General features: G+C 34.1%; 14 protein-coding genes, 3 pseudogenes and 2 other annotated features. Of the genes and pseudogenes, 2 read left to right on the top strand and 15 right to left on the bottom strand.

Features of this window, described 5'->3' with window-relative positions:
- Positions 1-60: 60 nt before the first annotated feature.
- The 4 genes and pseudogenes from H280_RS25830 to H280_RS0117155 form a co-directional block, all read right to left on the bottom strand.
- Positions 61-165: pseudogene (locus H280_RS25830) on the bottom strand (hypothetical protein); the annotation flags it as partial.
- Positions 164-1,264 carry a prephenate dehydrogenase gene (locus tag H280_RS0117175; protein ID WP_020062370.1) on the bottom strand — a complete coding sequence of 367 codons (1,101 nt, stop codon included), beginning with the start codon at positions 1,262-1,264 and terminating at the stop codon, positions 164-166. The gene H280_RS0117175 and the pseudogene H280_RS25830, both read right to left, overlap by 2 nt.
- Positions 1,265-1,464: 200 nt before the next feature.
- Positions 1,465-2,540 (bottom strand): annotated as a pseudogene (locus H280_RS23765) (bifunctional 3-deoxy-7-phosphoheptulonate synthase/chorismate mutase).
- A gap of 144 nt (positions 2,541-2,684) precedes the next feature.
- Positions 2,685-2,918 (bottom strand) — a binding site (T-box leader).
- Positions 2,919-2,973: 55 nt separating this feature from the next.
- Positions 2,974-3,206, bottom strand: a binding site (T-box leader).
- 398 nt (positions 3,207-3,604) lie between these two features.
- Positions 3,605-7,120 carry a DUF4020 domain-containing protein gene (locus H280_RS0117155; protein WP_020062367.1) on the bottom strand — a complete coding sequence of 1,172 codons (3,516 nt, stop codon included), beginning with the start codon at positions 7,118-7,120 and terminating at the stop codon, positions 3,605-3,607.
- Positions 7,121-7,419: 299 nt separating this feature from the next.
- Here H280_RS0117155 and H280_RS0117150 point away from each other — a divergent pair, with 299 nt between their 5' ends.
- Positions 7,420-7,869 carry a YndM family protein gene (locus tag H280_RS0117150; RefSeq protein WP_020062366.1) on the top strand — a complete coding sequence of 150 codons (450 nt, stop codon included), beginning with the start codon at positions 7,420-7,422 and terminating at the stop codon, positions 7,867-7,869.
- 206 nt (positions 7,870-8,075) lie between these two features.
- Here H280_RS0117150 and H280_RS0117145 read toward each other — a convergent pair whose 3' ends face one another.
- The 5 genes from H280_RS0117145 to H280_RS0117125 form a co-directional block, all read right to left on the bottom strand.
- The gene (locus H280_RS0117145; protein WP_020062365.1) at positions 8,076-8,780 is read right to left on the bottom strand and encodes a YoaK family protein; all 705 of its coding nucleotides are present in this window, start codon (positions 8,778-8,780) and stop codon (positions 8,076-8,078) included.
- 413 nt (positions 8,781-9,193) lie between these two features.
- A complete protein-coding gene (locus H280_RS0117140; protein WP_020062364.1) occupies positions 9,194-10,111 on the bottom strand; it encodes an aminoglycoside phosphotransferase family protein in 918 nt (305 codons plus the stop codon).
- A 70-nt stretch (positions 10,112-10,181) separates the two neighbouring features.
- Positions 10,182-10,820, bottom strand: coding sequence for a DUF5694 domain-containing protein (locus H280_RS23760; protein WP_020062363.1), 639 nt, complete (start codon positions 10,818-10,820; stop codon positions 10,182-10,184).
- 23 nt (positions 10,821-10,843) lie between these two features.
- A complete protein-coding gene (locus H280_RS0117130) occupies positions 10,844-11,872 on the bottom strand; it encodes a DUF2332 domain-containing protein (RefSeq protein ID WP_028411280.1) in 1,029 nt (342 codons plus the stop codon).
- 186 nt (positions 11,873-12,058) lie between these two features.
- Positions 12,059-13,390, bottom strand: coding sequence for a D-serine ammonia-lyase (locus H280_RS0117125; protein ID WP_020062361.1), 1,332 nt, complete (start codon positions 13,388-13,390; stop codon positions 12,059-12,061).
- A gap of 159 nt (positions 13,391-13,549) precedes the next feature.
- Between H280_RS0117125 and H280_RS0117120 the strand changes: the two genes are divergently transcribed.
- The gene (locus H280_RS0117120) at positions 13,550-14,104 is read left to right on the top strand and encodes a helix-turn-helix domain-containing protein (RefSeq protein WP_020062360.1); all 555 of its coding nucleotides are present in this window, start codon (positions 13,550-13,552) and stop codon (positions 14,102-14,104) included.
- An 89-nt stretch (positions 14,105-14,193) separates the two neighbouring features.
- On the opposite strand, the gene H280_RS0117115 is transcribed toward H280_RS0117120, so the two are convergent.
- The 6 genes and pseudogenes from H280_RS0117115 to H280_RS23755 form a co-directional block, all read right to left on the bottom strand.
- Complete coding sequence (locus tag H280_RS0117115) at positions 14,194-14,715, bottom strand: cysteine hydrolase family protein (RefSeq protein ID WP_020062359.1); 522 nt, start codon at positions 14,713-14,715, stop codon at positions 14,194-14,196.
- A complete protein-coding gene (locus tag H280_RS0117110) occupies positions 14,690-15,259 on the bottom strand; it encodes an isochorismatase family protein (RefSeq protein WP_020062358.1) in 570 nt (189 codons plus the stop codon). The genes H280_RS0117115 and H280_RS0117110 overlap by 26 nt, the downstream gene beginning before the upstream one ends.
- Positions 15,260-15,276: 17 nt before the next feature.
- Positions 15,277-15,807, bottom strand: coding sequence for a GNAT family N-acetyltransferase (locus tag H280_RS0117105; protein ID WP_020062357.1), 531 nt, complete (start codon positions 15,805-15,807; stop codon positions 15,277-15,279).
- Positions 15,808-15,895: 88 nt separating this feature from the next.
- Positions 15,896-16,879 (bottom strand): hypothetical protein, encoded by a 984-nt coding sequence (locus tag H280_RS0117100; protein ID WP_020062356.1) that lies wholly within the window; start codon positions 16,877-16,879, stop codon positions 15,896-15,898.
- Positions 16,869-17,444 carry a sigma-70 family RNA polymerase sigma factor gene (locus tag H280_RS0117095; protein WP_020062355.1) on the bottom strand — a complete coding sequence of 192 codons (576 nt, stop codon included), beginning with the start codon at positions 17,442-17,444 and terminating at the stop codon, positions 16,869-16,871. Before H280_RS0117095 ends, H280_RS0117100 begins: the two co-directional genes overlap by 11 nt.
- 164 nt (positions 17,445-17,608) lie before the next feature.
- A pseudogene (locus H280_RS23755) lies at positions 17,609-17,934 on the bottom strand (autoinducer 2 ABC transporter substrate-binding protein LsrB); the annotation flags it as partial.
- Positions 17,935-18,381: the final 447 nt, after the last annotated feature.

Here is an 18,381-nt window from a genome sequence, read left to right as displayed (position 1 = left end):
TTTTCTAGCAATCTATCGGGTTTCTAACCTCAATTTTTCAATCTCTTCAAAAAAGCCTGGCTACGATACGAAGGCAGCTTCCGCATCCTCTATCAGTGTCTCTCCTTCAGCAATACAACCAGCTACTGCAAGCATCATTCCAATCCGATGATCACCATGACTATTATATATTTTCATATGTTTGATACTGTTCATCCTGTAAAGATTGCGTTGCTTTCAGACGATCTTCTTCTGTTTGAAAACTAATACGTAACACCCCGAGCAGCCCTTCACGCGCTTCTAGTATTTGCAAGTTTGTAATACTAATCTCGTGCCTTGCCAGTATGCTTGTAATATGCGCTAATGCACCAACTTTATCTAAAACATCTACGTATAAATCATGATAAGCGGGAATTGCTCCGCTTTTGCGGACAGGCATAGAATCACGATATTCTTTGGCCTTTGCGAAGTAAGTGTGTAATACTTCGTCATCTCCTTCTGCAACTGTATGCTGCAGTTGCTTCATGTCTGTAATCCATTCCTCTAATAGTTGTAATAAATGAGAACGGTTTTGTCTTACTATATCACTCCACATTTTTGGACTGCTAGAAGCGATGCGGGTAATATCTTTAAAACCACCAGCTGCCAGCATATGAATTAACGGATTATCTCCGGCATGTTTCTCTACTTGCTTCACTAACCCTGCCGCAATTAAATGGGGAAAGTGACTAACAACCCCTGTTATATAATCATGTTCCTCTGTATGTAACACAAGAAAATGCGAACGTGTTCCTTTTAACCAATCTTGTAATTGTTCAACCTTATCTGTTTGAACGTGACGCATCGGTGTTAAAATGTAATATGCATTTTCAAATAAATGTGCTTTTGCACTTTCTACTCCCGTTTTATGAGATCCCGCCATCGGATGCCCACCAATAAACGTAACACCGCCCGGCAGCAACATTTTCGCTTCATTCATAATCGTTCCTTTTGTACTACCAACATCCGTCACGATGACATCTTCACGTAATTGATATGAAGCAAGTTGTTTTAATAGCTTCATTGTTTCTTCGACAGGAGATGCAAAAATAATTAAATGCGCGTCTTCACATATTGTTTGTAAGTTCCCCCCTACCTCATCGATTACGTTCAATCGTTTCGCACGTTCCACTTGCTCACTTTGAATATCAAAGCCAGTAATGATTACATTGTGTTCTCGTTTAATTGCTAAGGCAAGTGAACCACCAATTAACCCTGTCCCTATTAATACAACTCTTTTACACATGTGCCTCATCCTGAGACCTACTATTAGTAAAGTGTTGTGTTAACACTGTAATCACCCCTTCATTATTAAAATTCTTTCGCGTATTTTTTATGCTGAGCAATATTTTGCTTAATTTGCCCAATGTTTGAAATCATCATTTTCACAATCAATGTAATCGGTGAACCAAGGGTATAGCCATGTCTTACGCCGCTTACAATTTCCTATGATAATTTATTTTTAAATCCTTTTAACTCTTCCATGAAGGCATGGAACTGCGGAATATCCATTTGTTGTGCTGAATCAGATAAAGCAACTGCTGGGTCTGGATGCACTTCTGCCATAACAGCATCTGCACCGATTGCGAGTGCTGCTTTCGCAGTTGGTAAAAGCAAATCTTTTCGCCCTGTTGAATGTGTTACATCTACAACAACCGGTAAATGTGTTTCTTTCTTTAAAATTGGCACTGCGGAAATATCAAGTGTATTTCGCGTTGCTCTTTCATATGTGCGAATGCCGCGTTCACATAAAATAATTTGATTATTCCCTTGAGCAATAATGTATTCTGCTGCATTCACAAATTCATCAATTGTCGCTGCTAAACCGCGTTTCAGTAATACTGGTTTATTCACTTTTCCAACGGCTCTTAATAAATCGAAGTTTTGCATATTACGAGCGCCTACTTGAATTACATCAACGTAATCAAGTGCCACTTCTACATCATTAGGATTTAAGATTTCACTAATAATTGCTAAATCAAATTCGTCTGCAACTTGGCGTAAAATTTGCAGCCCTTCTACTCCTAATCCTTGGAAGTCGTATGGAGATGTTCTCGGTTTGAACGCACCGCCGCGCATTAACTTTATTCCTTGTTTTTTCATCGCCTCTGCAACTTGGCGAACTTGCTCTAAACTTTCAACTGCGCATGGCCCCATAATGAATGTTTGTACGCCACTTCCTAACAATTCACCTTTTACATCAACAATCGTATTTTCTTGTTTTTTTTACGTGAAACTAATAATGCTTTACGATTATCATCTTCTTGCAGTTCTAAGCTCGCTTTAAAAATTGTTTTGAAAATATGTTGCACTGTAGATGTTTCAAATGGTCCTTCGTTATGCTCTGCAAGCATATCAAGTACTTCACGCTCGCGAACAGGATCGAAGCGTTTCGTGCCTTGCAATTTCTTTTGTTGTCCGATTTCTTGCACAACCTTCGCACGCTCATTCAATAAGTGCAGAAGTTGTAAATTAATCTCATCCACCTGTTTACGTAATTGTTCTAATTCATGATTTCCCATTCAAAATTCCTCCTTGTATCTTTTTGAAATTATATGACAAGGAATTGAAAATTCCCTATTTTCTGAACTCATCCCTTATAACAAAACAAAGTTGATAACGATTTCTCATATGAAATATATGAAAAAATCCCTACTGATCCAATCAGTAGGGACGATTATTATCGCGGTACCACCCTAGTTGCAGACACATTTGTCTACCTCTCTTTATTCTTAACGATCGTTTTGACCGTCTTTCCCTTCATAAAGACTTTTGCCTTTACTACGAAAAAGATGTTCCAGGATTGTAATTCATGCTTGTTTATGTACTGGTTCACACCAACCACCAGCTCTCTGTTACAGGGAAACAACCACTACTCTCTTTCCTATCATTACATTTATTATTTAATTATCATTTAAATCCGCGCATATGCAAAAAATCCCTACTGATTCAATCAGTAGGGACGATTATTATCGCGGTACCACCCTAGTTGTAGACATATTTGCCTACCTCTTTTCATTGTTAACGATCGTTTTGACCGCCTTTCCCTTCATAAAGACTTCTGTCTTTACTACGAAAAAGATGCTCCAGGACTGTAATTCACGTTTACCTTTGTACTGATTTCCACCAACCATCAGCTCTCTATAACAGGGAGATAAACACTATTTTGTTCCCTTCAATGCGTTGTTTTTATTAAGTATGATTTGTATTATAGAATGTCGTTTCAAAATATGTCAATACTTTTTCATATATTTCATTTAGAAGTTTGGTAAGGAGTATAATTCTAGCAAAAATACACTTACCTATAATTGCTGCCATGAAGATCAAAATGGACCTACACCTCGCTGCCTTTCTTTGTTTTCAAACTTTGCGCGTGGTAGAAAAAGGCCCTGACCGCTACTGTGCACGGCTAGACGCTCTCATCCTTCCCAAAAAGGAAATGGGTTTTTATGTCGGTTTTTTAATTTACATTTATATATACATAGCCAGTCTCTCAGGGCAACTTAAAAAAATGCTTTTCTATCGATTTTTCATAGAGTGACTGAGTAGTTACTTTTTTTCTTTTCTTTTCATCGCATCATATGTTTCATAATAACAAATGTGAATCATTTGTATTTCGATTGATCATTCCAATGCGCATCATTTCATTTTGAATACGTTCAAGTAACGTGTTTTCAAGCTTCATCTCATCAAACAAGTGCCGAAGATGAATCACTTCATTTTCAATACATTCTGCATCATTTATCTTTGTTAATAATACAAAAAATAATGTTGCATATACTTTAGGACTTTGATGAATCAACTCGTTTTTTTCTAACAGCTGTTTCAATAAATCCTTTAATGCTTGTTTTTCTCTTTGCAATGAAGATATAGAAAAATGCGATAAAACAGTTTGAATCCCTTTTTCAGCAATAACATCCATGTATAACACAAACCGCAAAAAGATAATATATTCTTTCTCTGCTATTATACTCATTTTAGGACGCTCTACTAAAAAGTCTGCAAGCCAATCTTGCCAAAATTTTTGTTGTTCTTTTACGCTCAAAGTTTTTACATAATATGAGACATTTTCTATAAACTTTACTTTCTCTATCTCTTCCCCCTGTATAAAGAGAGCGTTCAACCAATCTAGTTGTTTATCCCAATATAAAATACACTTAAAAAAAACGAGACTTAACCATTTCATAAATACTTCTTGTGTTTGTTTATTCAACAAATGTAAATGTCTAACAGCAAAAGCAATATATTTCTTTGTTTGTATAAATAAAGGCAAATTAATTTGCGTATTTACAAACCCTGCCCATGCATATTTTGTTTTCTCTTCATTCTTCTGCAAATCTAAATAAGGAATCATATGCTTTCTACACCAGTGCTTCTCGATATGAAATAAAAATGTTAAATCAGCTGTTAGTCTTGCAATCATAATATTTACGTAGTATGATTTTTTCTGCATTTGCTCTTCAAATACATATAAATAAGCATGTATATTTCGATCGTATAAATGCTCATACGCTAGAAGTGTTAATAAAACTGCTGTTATTTTCCCTACTGGATGCAAAGCAGCCTCATTATAGTAATCCGTTTGCTTTTCTCCCCCTCCTTGTTCACTTTTCATAACGTGAGGAAACAATGAAAAAGCAAGCTGTTTTATTGCTCGAATTGTATCTTCTTGAAATTCTGCTAACTGATTGCCCTTTTCATAGAGAAAACTGCTAATGAGCCAATGGTAAGTATCATGCCTTACAAATTGATGCAGCAATGGTAAAAGCTCTTGCATCTGTTTATCTGTTAATTTTCGATTATTGCGCCAATCTCTTATGAATACAAACCATACTTCTTTACTCACTTCTTTATATTTAACTAATTGATACGCAAGAGAAATACTCCATTGTACATTTGTTTTACAAGCCTTTGATAGCATTTCTAAAAAATGATGTTTCTCAAACAATCCTTCTTGTGAATATTGAAGTATTTGCCTTATCATTTCTTCCTCTTTCATATGTAGCAAACCATCAGTTGTTAAATTGCATGCAATTGGCTGTAATGTCCGCTCTTCTTGTAAATCAGGAAACTGCCTCGATAAAAAATGAGGGAATTTTTGTTTCATAAATTCATATGTTTGTTTCGTTCGTTCATTTATTGGGTCGCACATATATAGCCAATCGATTAAGTTACAAGCCACATAACACGTCTTTTCTTCAAACTGTTTCTCTATAGTTGTCAGCACTTTTTCTTTCGTATGTTCAGATACATGCTCATAATGATTCTTTAACAGTTGAAAAACTTCATGCTTACAAGTGTCTTCAGTGAACAATTGATGTTGTAACAACCATTCTATTTTTTCATTTTGGGTTCGAAAAACAGTATGGTTCATACTATGCACTGCCATTCGCTTTTGCACTGTATTTCCAAATTCCATCATAAAGGAAATATAAAAATTCGCTTTATCTTCAAAATGGATACAAACATAGTCCATACAATCCCTAACAATATTAATTAAAAAAGAAAATTCACGAGGTTGGCTATCTTGTTCATGCGGTTCAATTGCACTTCGCGATGCACTAACTGAATCATGGATTTGAAGCGCCTGTTGTTTTAATCCTAATCTCTGTAGTTTTTCTAATCCAATCTGCAAAATCGGAATCGAAAAATAAGAGAGATGTGGTTTTATTTTCACTTCCCATATGTGCTGCATCTTTGAAAAGGTTGTATCCGATAGATGGTTTGTTGCCGCTAATTCTACAACATCTTGCATTTCTTGTTCCCATTGCCGAAGCCGCTTCAATTTTAGTTTTCCGTCTAATATGCAAGTTAATAAAAGAACCATAATTTCTTTATGTTTCGGGTACGTACATTTATGAAGAAAGGAAGGCAGATTTTCTATAAAAAATTCATTTCCCCTCGCCTTTTCTAACAATAATAAGAGCCACTTCGCAAACGTATCCATATGTATTGGTTGTTCCATACCCACCAAAAATGTACATATCGTATTCCATAACGAGGCAGATATTTCTGTATTATTTTTATACATCAACTGAAATAATTCATTTTGGTGGCTTACTAAAAAATGATCCACAATCCACTGTGCAAGCAACTGATCTTTCTCAGAAGTCTCAGCTTCCTCCGAAAATAAATTCCGCAGTTGTCCTTCTTTTTCTAACCATTCCACCCATTCGTAGTCTCTTGCAAATTCAACAAAGTAGCGAAGTGTCTCAATCTTTTTTATTGATTGTTTAACATAAGACAACTGTTCTTGTTCTAAAGATGGTGGAACCGTTACGATATCTCGAATTCGTGTTCTCTTTGTAATATAATTGTCTCCCATTAGCTCTGCCCATCGCTGCACTGCTTTTGCTAATGATTGATGATTTTGCGTCTTATTGGGATAGACAATAGGCTTAACCCCTAAATGCTCCCAGTGATATGTATTATCTCCCCCCGCAACAAACGCATACCGCCTCGTACTTGGTGGTAATCCAGTTGCTAAATATTTCATAACAGGGTCATTATGACTATATCCAATAAATAAAACTGTATAATTAGAAAATAAATCAATTAAAAATCGTCTCGCCCATCCTTCTGTTAAGTAAGCCCTTCCAAAATCACCATCAGTCAAAATTAAATTTTCTTCTTCTTGTTCTACATTTCCATGAATATATGCCAATCCTTTAAATGCTCTTCCCGTTGGAAGTGCCGGAGCGTAATATATATTTATTTTACGTTTTGACTCCTCAATTACCGCCGTGAAATGCTGATCAAAATTTGTAGTTACAATTCGAACATTCTCATCAGCTGCAAATAATTGCAAAATAGAATAATGTAATGGATTTGGCTTTGAACCTGCTACATGAACAAGATTCTTCGCAATCTGATGAACATCTTTCGTTTTTGCAATTTTTCCGAGATAATAATCGTGCGGTTCATTTTCCACGCGTTTATCTACATATAGAGCGCTTGCAATATCATCCACTAAATCATCAAAATTTGGTAAGTTTGAATTGCCTTTCATAGATACTCCAGCTCCAACAAATAAAACCAGTTTCCCTTGTTCGAGTTTATCAAAGAGTTCATCTGGAATTTCTACTTCCGAAGTAATCCACACCCCGATCCCCCCTTACCTAAAAATGTTAATTTTCTCTTTCTAATATAACATTTCTTTTGTATTTTTTTAACATTCAGACAAGTAAAGGTAATAAAAATTTTAACCGTATATTAGAAATTGTACTTAAAATAACCGGAAACAAAGGAAACAGGCTAAGTACTAAAGACATTAAATCGATTTATAACTACGCATTTATCTTCTGTCTTTTTAGAAACTACCTAAAAAATTGCAATTTAAAATTCCCATGCATAAAGTCCCTTTTTTCATTCAAACTAAATAGAAAAAGAGAGGTTCAAATAATGAATCATATTACGATTATGCTTATCAAATTTATATCCTGCATGATTGCTTTTGCAATTGGTTTGGATTTATTCTTTGATGCAACAATTGTTGACATCTTTTCCTTTAGTTTATTTATTACAATCGCGTCGTATATGTTAGGAGATCAAATTATCTTGCCACGAGCTGGAAATACCGCTGCACTCATGATTGATTTTCTTTTTACTTATATGAGTGTATGGATTTTCGGGAGCGTACTGTTAGACAACTATATGCAAATTGCTTGGGGAAGTATTTTATCAGCCATTATAGTTACAGGAGCAGAAATTTTTGTTCACCGCTATTCAATGGATCGCATTGCTACTTATCAAACAATAGAAAGAAAACCATTCACTTTCAACAGATCGCTGGCGTATGGAACAGAGTTTGCGGAGGAGAAAAATGTTACAGAAACGAAAAAACAGAGATGATACAACCACTTTAGAGATTTGAATTAAAAAATACTGCGTTTCTTGAACAAAAAGAAAAATCCTGAGAAGTACTCTTTCTCAGGATTTTTCGTCAAATAAAAGTCATTATTTATCAACCTACACTTCGTTCCACATGACTCTTATGAAGAAGCTTCTAATGGACGAAATGCAATAGTGAAATATGATTAACGTAACAAATATTTTTTTCATTTTAACATTTGAGGTTTTCTCCAATACCCTCTATCTTTATGATATAAAATCAAAGCAATCACTAAAACTCCTGCAGCAATCCAAATAGCTCTGTTTCCTAAATGAGCAGTAGTAAATGTACCGAATAGTGCACCAAGTATAAAAGAAAGAATAATAACAAAAAATTCATTAAATCGTTTTTTCTCTTCCTGATCGCGTTTTATAAACGCTAAATATGCTGCCTGTGTTAAAGTTCGAAGATTCCCTGTTGTCATCGTTGAATTGTAAACCCACTTATCTAATTTATTGAAAGTAGAGATTTGTAAAGATGATACAAACGAAATACATACTGTTACCACTATGTTAGGTATACTTTTTGGCATAAACCCTACAATGATTAAAACAATACATTCAAGAATAAGAATAGATCGTCTATAACTATGCAATGCATGTCTTATATGAGGAATCTTTACTACTTCTGATATTAAAACCCCTAACATAAAAGCTAAAATTGGCGGGATATAAAGCAACGCATTATGCCATTCTCCGTTAGCTGCTCTTATAGCGAGTAATACTACATTCCCTGTTTGCGCATTGGCAAATACTCCGTCCCTACTGATGAAAGTATAAGCATCTAAAAAACCTCCAACTACAGCTAACAAAACACCTAAATAAACAGAGTTTGAAGATAATGAGGGGATTGTACTTAGTTTGTCTTTCATATTATTATCTCCTTGTACCTTATATTGCATATATTATCCATTTATACAAAAACAACATTATTATGAAATCGTTCACAAGTTATTCGCAATCTCTAACTGCTGTCGTTTCCTTTTACTTTTTCCTAATATGATATAATACCATACCAAGTTTTTTAGCTACAATCAACACAATTATTGAACATATTTTAAATGTTTAATTTCGTTCACATTTATATATTTCGCCTTTATCATCAAATATTAACTTAACAGAAGATTAGTATATCTCAAATGCATAAAAAAGAAGCTTTACCAAAATAACAAAAAAGGAGCGATAGCAAAAACTTATCCCTCCTTTTGTTAATCCAATTCCTATTACAATGTAATTAACTTAATAAGCAAAAATTCCAAATCCCTCTTTCAATACACTTCATTTATCACTTTGGTTCATACCATAAAGGTTTTACAACTTCAAAACTTTTATGATCTTCCAATATCTTATGCAACCTTTCTATCATTTCATCTAATTGGTGCGGCGCAAAACGTAATGACCAGACTACTGACGAAAAGATAACCATTCCAGCATAAATAGAATAAAGCATCCAAAAATCTTCAGGAACATTATGATTAAAATATCCTTTAATTTGCCCTATTGAAAATGGAATGCTCTCATTTCTTTGAAATAAAGCTACTTTTACAAAATCATGAATTGGGTCTCCCCAATCAAAATTATTGAAATCAACTACCCCCGCATACCTATTATTGTCTACAATAATATTTTGCAAATGAAAATCATCATGCTGAAATCGACTCGGACGTCCTTTTAATACATATTTATTTTTTTCAATAAAGTTAATAACCTTTTGATCATTTTCAATCTTTATTCCACTTTCTTTATATGTATCAAGGTATCGATAATGCTTTTGCATTGCTTGTTCGTACCAAGATTTGATATGAACAGGTGCCTCAAGCAAATGCATTTTAGATAGCTGTCCTCCTGCTTCAATACCAATCTTGTATTGCTCTTGATCAGTAAGAACAGTTAATGTCTCTTTTACATCAACGCCCTCAATAAAGGAATAAATAGTGTAACAAGAATTCAATTCATCTAAAATTCCGATTTCTATTGGCTTAGGAGATCGAACATGATACTCTTGCATTCTCTGCAATACTTGAAACTCCGTCTTTTTTCTTTCATACCCTTCTAAATTCCCTATTCTTAGTAAGAATTTTTTATCATCAGAATAGACTACATACTTTTCATCTGGAGAATATCCTTTAGATAATCTTTCAATTCTATTAACACAATGTAAGAAATCAATTTTTTCTTGAAGAATTTGAGGAATGTTCTCCATAGTTTACCTCCATTATGGATTTTTCAAATGCCTTTTTAATGCTTTCATTACATTACGATATTTAAAGTAATTATCGTTTCTTTACATCAATCGGAAAAATCACATCTATTCCTATCTTACTTAATTCTTCCTGAATAAAATAACAATGCTCTGCACCAATTGTTATCAAGATTCTTTCTTTTTCATCATCTGTAACATGTTTCATAATATTATCAATAATTCGTTCATTTCTTTTACACCATACAATTTCATGTACAGCGGGGTTCTTTTCTTTTAGCCATAGTTGTTTTTTCTTAATCATTTCATTCGTCGTATGAGAGTTTAAAGGAAATGGTTCTAAAACCGTCACTTCAAATATATCTTCGTATATTTGATACAACTTATGTTCCAAATGTTCTTTCGATTCTTCATTATAAAACGAAAAATAGTTTAGACTTATGACTTCTTCATCAAACCAATCAACAGGTTCAAATGAAATCCCTTCACTCTCACACAGTGGAAAAATTAACGATCGATATTCAGATGGACCTAAATATCCTTGATAATTTCTATTTTCTAAATATCGTTTATAATCTTCTGGTCTTACTTCCCCAAGAATTGTATTTGGTTGAAAAGTACGAATTGCATCCTCCATTAAATGAAGAGGATATTTTAATTTTTGGCGTAAATCATTTGTGTGTACAGTTCCAAGTAAACCAATTATAGCCATAGAACTCCTCTCCTCTAAATACCCTACATTAAGTTCCAATCAAACCATCTACCATGCCCATCTGTTTCTCCAACCATTTGATGGTACTCAACACCATCTATATAATAATCAAGATGAAGATTTCGATCCCATATATTATTGTAAAGATGGAAAACGTCTCGTTTACTTCCAATCGTTTTTATTTTTTCTAGCAGTTCATGCTTAGAATTTTCTGGTATTTGATTTGCAACATGTGTATGGAAAATACAAATTACAGTATCCTCCGGAAGTTTTTCTACAACTTCTGAAAGCAATGCCACTCCATCGCCTTCTATAAGTTCTACTGGATTTTCAATTAAACATGCAGCTGCCTTTTCAAAAAGTTCTATCCTTTCTTCATGTTCTGGCCAAATAAGCGATTTTAACCACAAATAATCTTCAAAATTATTTAAATCGCTAATATGTAAGTCTAGCCCTACTTTTGAAGCTACTGGAGGACTAGGTAAAAGAAATGACGGTGTCCGATTTCCTTTTATTTCAGATGTTATGTGGACGTGTGAGTTTCTATCTCCATATACCTCATTTGTTCCATACGAGTAACTATACTTGTCCCATAACAATTGAAGACCAGCACTTGTTCCAATTTCTATTAGTGATAACGGTTTCTTGACAACGCTATAAATATAACAAAAAATTGGATATAAATACGCGCAGCGCCTTACTTCATTCGTCTGTACTAACTTACTCTTTAGGAGAGAAATTATTTCGTCTTTATATACTTGGCAAAAATCTTTAAAATGAAGTAAAGAATCATCAATTTCCCTTGGATTTTTCGTAATACTTGGGTAATACTCTTTTAAAACATGTTCTTTTCCTTTTAGCAAAAGATAATGGACAGCACCAAATAATAAATTAGGAACTGGCTGCCCTTCTCGAGAATTCATGCATAGCTCTAACAATTCATCATCTTCAGAAATTTCGATAGATAAATACTCATATAATTCACTTGAACCTTTACATTCCATTTTGGCAAAACTTTTGAATTGTTCAGATAGTTGAGTTGTATTCAAAATAATCCCCCTTAATTATTGTGAATTTTCCTAATTTTATAAACAAATTAATTATAACCGAAACTGATATTTTGGTAAATTATTCTTGTCATAACAATATATGAAATCCAAAAGAAGCGTATAAAAAACAAAAAGTACACCACTTTAGATAAGCGATGTACTCTTACATATATAATAGAAAAAGATTGTTTATCCTTTTTGATAATATTCTTCCATAATTTGCGGTGGAACCATTCCTCCGCCTGTTCCCCACATAATATGCGTTGCTTGTTTCATTTTTTCTTCCAAGTGATTTTCTTGAATATATTGCTGTTGCTTGAACAATTGAACTGGTCCGTATACACTAGCCAATGCTGACGGCTCTAATTTTATTCCTTCTGTATCAACAAAAGCCTTTAATAGTCTATATAATTCTTGATCACTCACTGTGTAACATCCACTTAATAAAGGTTCAATTACTTTCCCTACAAATCCGGATGCTCTTCCTACCGCAAGACCATCAGCTTCCGTCACATTATCAATCCCAAAGTCTTGGACAGAAATTTGATCATGAAGACCTGTCAGTAAACCAATTAACATACAAGGAGAATGAGTTGGTTCCGCAAAGAAGCAATGTACATGATCACCAAACAATAATTTTAAACCAAACGCTACGCCGCCAGGTCCGCCGCCGACACCACATGGTAAATAAACAAATAAAGGATGATCAGCATCAACAATAACGTTTTGATCTTGTAGTTGATTTTGTAAGCGAGAAGCTGCCACAGCGTATCCAAGGAAAAGATTTTTTGAGTTTTCATCATCAACGAAATAACACATCGGATCTGCTTCTGCTTGTCTTCTTCCTTCTTCTACTGCCTTACTATAGTCCGCTGCATATTCAATAACAGTAACATTTTTACTGCGTAGTAAATCCTTTTTCCACTGCTTTGCATCAGCTGACATATGAACCGTCACATTAAATCCAAGTTTAGCACTCATAATGCCAATACTTAGACCTAAATTCCCCGTTGAACCTACTGCGATTGAATATTGCGAAAAGAATGTGCGGAATGCATCACTATCTAAAACGGAATAATCATCTTGTTTATTTAATAACCCCTGTTCTAAAGCTAAATCTTCTGCATGTTTTAGAACTTCATAAATGCCACCTCTTGCTTTAATAGATCCTGATATTGGAAGATGGCTATCACATTTAAGTAATACGTTTCCTGCGATATGCTGACCATACTCTTGTTCTAAATGTTGTTTCATAGAAGGCGTTGTGACTAAAGGAGACTCAATGATTCCATTTGTATCTTTTGTCTCAGGAAAAGCTTTCGCAATATACGGCGCAAAACGTTTTAATCTTTCCTCCGCATCCTTTACATCATCTTTCGTAAGGGGGGCTTTTTGAATTCCTGTTTCAAATTCTTCTTTATTCGGATTCACCCAAAATACTTCCTCTGTCAAAACAAGTTGATTTAATAAAGGATACTTTTCTTTTAACGTTTGTATAGCTTCGCTGTCATACTTCTTCATTCGGCTAATCTCCCTTCTTCATTCCTACCATGTTATCATTTCAAAATTTAAATTTATTTATTATAATTAAAATAAATTTAACACAAAACTAAAATAAATTAAATATAAATTAATAAATTTTAATTAAATTTAATATCAACTAGAAAAAGGAGAATAAACATGAATGATATAAATGTCGGAGAAAAAATAGCAGAATACCGAAAAGCACAAGGATTAAATAGTCGAGAACTAGCAACCCTCGTCAATATCACTCCTTCTATGTTAAGTCAAATTGAAAAGGGATCCGCAAACCCTTCTCTACAAACTCTTAAGTTAATAGCTGCCGCATTAAATATTCCTATGTTTAATTTCTTCTTGGAAGATACGAATGCTCAAAGCTTAGTTGTAAGAGCTAACCAACGAAAAAAAATTACCTTTCCTGAAAGTGAAAGCTTATCATACGAGTTACTATCTCCCGATTTAAGTGGCGCTCTCGAGCTTGCTCTTATGACTTTATTGCCGCAATCTGCTTCTTCTGAAAAACCGCTGGAACACAAAGGGGAGGAAATTGCATTTGTTTTAGAAGGAACTGTTACCCTATATTTAAATCAAGAAACATTAACTTTACACAAAGGAGATAGTGTCAAAATTCCATCTTACATGAAACATAAATGGGAAAATCCATATAAAAAGAAAGCAGTAGTAATTTTTGCAATTACGCCTCCTACTTTTTAATTAACAACAAAGTGCACTAGTAAATAAGCCAGTATTTCTAGGAATTCATCCTAAAAATACTGGCTTAACTATCAAACAATCAGCTTTCTCTAAATCAGTTTTATTTCTTTTACATCGACTATATCCGCAAACCAACCTAATACTTTGTTATGATGGTGAATTATCTCCTCGGCACGTAATTGCTCTGAATCAAACGTACTATGCGCCCCTTGAATTAACGTTACTTTATATCCTTCACTAAACGCACGGCGAACGGTTGTATCGACGCAATATTCTGTTTGCAATCCACAAATATAAAGATGTTCAATTCCTTTTTCTTGCAAAACTTCACGAAGATTCGTTTTATAAAAAGAATCCGGTGTTTCTTTTTCCACTATAATCTCATTTAGCATCGGAGCAATTTTAGAATGAATGTGCCAACCTGCTGTTCCTTTTTCTAACGGATGCCCTTCAGATCCATTGTGTTGTACATAAATAACAGGAATATTATGCGCACGACACTTTCGGATGACTTCCTCTAAATTTTGCAATAAGTTAGAACCATTATGTACAGGAATACCCGCTGCATACATTCCTTCTTGGACATCAATTACTATAAGTGCTTGTTTCATTACAACCACTCCCTTTTCCAATATAGGAATCGACATATTCACTATAATATAAAACTTCAATAACATTGGACCAATTTAATACTGAACCAACAAAATCATTAATATTTAATCCTGGCATTTCGTATGTTTCTTCATCATTTACTGTACCAGTTGCATCTTCTATAACTGTTACTTTATATCCTTTTTCAAAAGCAGCAATAGCTGTAAATAAGCAACAATATTCTGTATTAAATCCTACTATAACCACATGATTGACGTTATTTTCACGTAATATAGCATCTAAATTTGTATGTAAAAAAGCACTTGGCGTAGTTTTTCCAACTAAATAATCTATATATTTTACAAACTGATTTTCTATTTCACTGCCTTCCGATTGACTATATATGCTACTATCCGGATTTTCATCCTGGTGCTTCATAAAAATAACGGGATTACCTTGATTTTTAAAATGATTTATCATCTTTTCAATTAAATCTTTTTCAGAACTAAAATTCTTTTTTGCTAAAAGTCCTTTTTGCATATCTAAAACTAGCAATGCTTTCATACCATTTCCCCTTTAGCTCATGCTTTATATTCCATCATCCAACAATCTTCCAATACCCCTTCATGCAATTCATGTTCTTCTAACACTTTCACTTTTTGAAACCCACACTTCTCGTAACAACGAATTGCTCTTTCATTACTTACCCTTGGATCCATCGCAATTGCCACTGCTCCCAATTCATTCATAATATATGTAATTGCAGCCTGCATAAGTTTTGTACCAATCCCTCGATTCCAGTACGCTGTTTCTCCAATAAATTGATCCATCCCCCACACATTCTCTCTCTCATCATATCCATATAACACTTTCCATTCTGGATCTAAAGGATACATTTGTATATAACCAATAGATTGGCTTTGGTACTCTACAATACACCTTTTCTCTCCCGAACCACTTATATAATGCTCTCGTACTTGCTGTGGTGATTGTGGTTTGTCTCGTCCTTCATAAAAACGTAAAACTTCAGGGTTTGATAGCCAGTCTGATAAGGTTTGAACATCATTTTCTGTTACGTATCGAATGGATAGTTCCCCTTCTTGAAATATCATATAATCACTCCTCTCTTGCAACATTACTGTATTCGACTTTTAATGAAATAACCCCTTTCTTTGAAAGGAAGGGGTATGAAGAATTATCTTATTTCAACATTGAGAGTAATATTTTTTCAAGTTCTTCTTTTGGTAAAATACTAGCATTAATATAAATTTGATATGCACTTCTCCCATCTTTTTCTGGGATTATGATTTTCATTCCTTTTATATTCCCCCTTTCATTTTCACCAAAGGTTATATTATATCCTTCAAGAGTATACGTTGATATTTTAGCAAAATGAGGTTCTTTTTTCGTTGCTTGATCAAATGGTTTATTTTCAAAAAAAGTACCCTTTTGATTAAAAATTTCCGATTGCTGTATCGTAAATCCTTTCTCTGCATTCGATTTCCCAGAACCTGCATTATTATTTTTAAATTCTCGTTTAATAATTGGTTTGGGTTTTCCAGTTGTAATTTCAGTAAATACACTTTCCTCTTCTAATGTATAATCATCAGGAATATAAGTAGGAGATTGAACTGGGAAATTAACGACTTTTTTCACTTCTTCAATCGTATAATTAAATTTCTCTTGTATTTTAGCCCAATACTTATTTAATTTCTCAATTCTCTCTGTCGTCTGTTTTTCGTCGTCTTGATTAATCCGTTCGCTTGCTGTTCTTCTCTCTCCATCTTCAACAATACTAACCTTTTTCAAATACTCATAGTCCTCTTTTAATAGCACGATAAACTCATCGAATTCTTCTTTTGTAAGAACTTGCTTTGCCACTTCTATACTTTCATTAAATTTCGAATACCATTCACCATTCATACCTATATCCTTCTGCGCTTCTTCCGGTGTACCAACTATCTTACTAACCAACGTAGGTCCTGCTAATGTTCCTGTAGGTACGAGGATTGCAGCTGCCACCAATCCTGCTAATAACTTTTTTTTCATAGAACTTTTCTCCTTCCTTTTTTCTTGACGATACATTTCAAAAGATGCTTCAACTCTTTTTTGCAAATTGCTAGACGGTTGCATCATCTCCGCTGTTTTTTGAAACTCATCTCGTAATCGCTTTTCAAAATCCATTTACTTCGCCTCCTTGCTCAATCAGTAAATTTTCCATCTCTGTTCGTAAACGCTTCAATGCTGTATGTAATCGAGATTTCACTGTGCCAACCGGTGTTGCGAGAAGCGTTCCAATTTCATCTAAGCTATATTCATGGAAATAACGCATAACGACTACTTCACGATGTTTATATGATAACTTTTGCACAAGTTCCATTAATTCACTACGTGTTTCCATATGAAAAAAATCTTCATCAATAACATAAACTTGTTCTTGCGTGTATATCTTCTTTTTTTCAAAGATACGAAACCTTCTCCACGTCTTTCTTCTCCAATCCTGTACTTGCTTAACAATTAGACCATGCAACCAAAACCGAAAAGATCGGTTTATATCATAGTTATGTAACGATTTCCACATTTGGATATACACTTCATTTACAATATCCTCCACATCTTGCTTATCATGAATCAAGAACGCTACTGTTCGATATACATCTTTACATGTAAATTCATAAATAATATGAAAAGCGTCTTGATTTCCAGCAGCCATTTGCTGCAACCATTCTTTTAATTCTACTTCACTCACACTGGGGCCCCTTTCTATTACCTGTAAAAGCTTTCACTCTATATTCGCTCGATGTTCAAAAAAAGTTCATTTTTATTTCACAAAAAAAGAACAACCATTTTAGGCTGTTCTTCATTATGAAAATATTTATTATTATTAATAATTTTTTCTTTAAAAAGATTCCATTAAAAATTATACTTCTCAATATTATACTTTGTAAACACAACCTGTTCTGGTAAGATGATAATTCCATTTCCTTCCGCTTCATAAGCGTATCCTTGAATTGCATTTAGTTCTACTTTCACTTCCCCCATGGAATTCCAAAACTGTTGCCTACTTTTAACTTTTTCCCCTTCATCACCAATTCATTTGCAACATAAGTTGCAAGTGCACCTTGTTGTTTTACATCCCACAAACCAAATGGTTGAACTGGTCCGCGTTTTACGTAATCACGCATAACATTAGGTGTTGAAAATCCAGTAACAGTAACTTTCTTATCCATTTTCAAATTACTATATAAATCAATTTTAATTTTTCGACATATAAGTTGCTGTTATGCAGACTGTAACACCACCTGTACTCGCTTTTTCCCTTTGTTTTAAAACATCGCATGTGGCAGGAAAAGGCCCTGACCGCTTCTATGCACGGCCAGATGCTCTCGTCCTCCCCTAAAAACAATCATGATTTTGCACTCACATCCCTTACATGAAAATGGGTTTATCACACCTAAAACCTTTCTATACTGAATAATAATGATGGATAGCCGAGTACGTATTTCTTTATGGTGGGTAAAACCCTGACCTAAAAACTGTAAGAGAGAGATTGGTGCACATCCCTTTGTTGACAGAAGTTCCTTCGTCTGATCACGTACAGAAAAATGTTGATTTTCCGTTTCTCTCTACTATCCATCTCATTTCAATTTAGGGAGGATATATTATGGATACATTACACACACATT

It is taken from the genome of Bacillus sp. 123MFChir2 (genome assembly GCF_000383235.1).
Taxonomy (GTDB): Bacteria; Bacillota; Bacilli; order Bacillales; family Bacillaceae_G; genus Bacillus_A.
Note: the sequence above shows the minus strand (reverse complement) of the source record. Positions and strands in the feature narration are given on the sequence as shown.

Bases quoted from the DNA above. Each gene is read 5' to 3' on its own strand.
- H280_RS0117175 (WP_020062370.1), bottom strand. From the start codon at position 1,264: ATGTGTAAAAGAGTTGTATTAATAGGGACAGGGTTAATTGGTGGTTCA.
- H280_RS0117150 (WP_020062366.1), top strand. From the start codon at position 7,420: ATGAATCATATTACGATTATGCTTATCAAATTTATATCCTGCATGATT.
- H280_RS0117145 (WP_020062365.1), bottom strand. From the start codon at position 8,780: ATGAAAGACAAACTAAGTACAATCCCCTCATTATCTTCAAACTCTGTT.
- H280_RS0117140 (WP_020062364.1), bottom strand. From the start codon at position 10,111: ATGGAGAACATTCCTCAAATTCTTCAAGAAAAAATTGATTTCTTACAT.
- H280_RS23760 (WP_020062363.1), bottom strand. From the start codon at position 10,820: ATGGCTATAATTGGTTTACTTGGAACTGTACACACAAATGATTTACGC.
- H280_RS0117125 (WP_020062361.1), bottom strand. From the start codon at position 13,390: ATGAAGAAGTATGACAGCGAAGCTATACAAACGTTAAAAGAAAAGTAT.
- H280_RS0117120 (WP_020062360.1), top strand. From the start codon at position 13,550: ATGAATGATATAAATGTCGGAGAAAAAATAGCAGAATACCGAAAAGCA.
- H280_RS0117115 (WP_020062359.1), bottom strand. From the start codon at position 14,715: ATGAAACAAGCACTTATAGTAATTGATGTCCAAGAAGGAATGTATGCA.
- H280_RS0117110 (WP_020062358.1), bottom strand. From the start codon at position 15,259: ATGAAAGCATTGCTAGTTTTAGATATGCAAAAAGGACTTTTAGCAAAA.
- H280_RS0117105 (WP_020062357.1), bottom strand. From the start codon at position 15,807: ATGATATTTCAAGAAGGGGAACTATCCATTCGATACGTAACAGAAAAT.
- H280_RS0117100 (WP_020062356.1), bottom strand. From the start codon at position 16,879: ATGGATTTTGAAAAGCGATTACGAGATGAGTTTCAAAAAACAGCGGAG.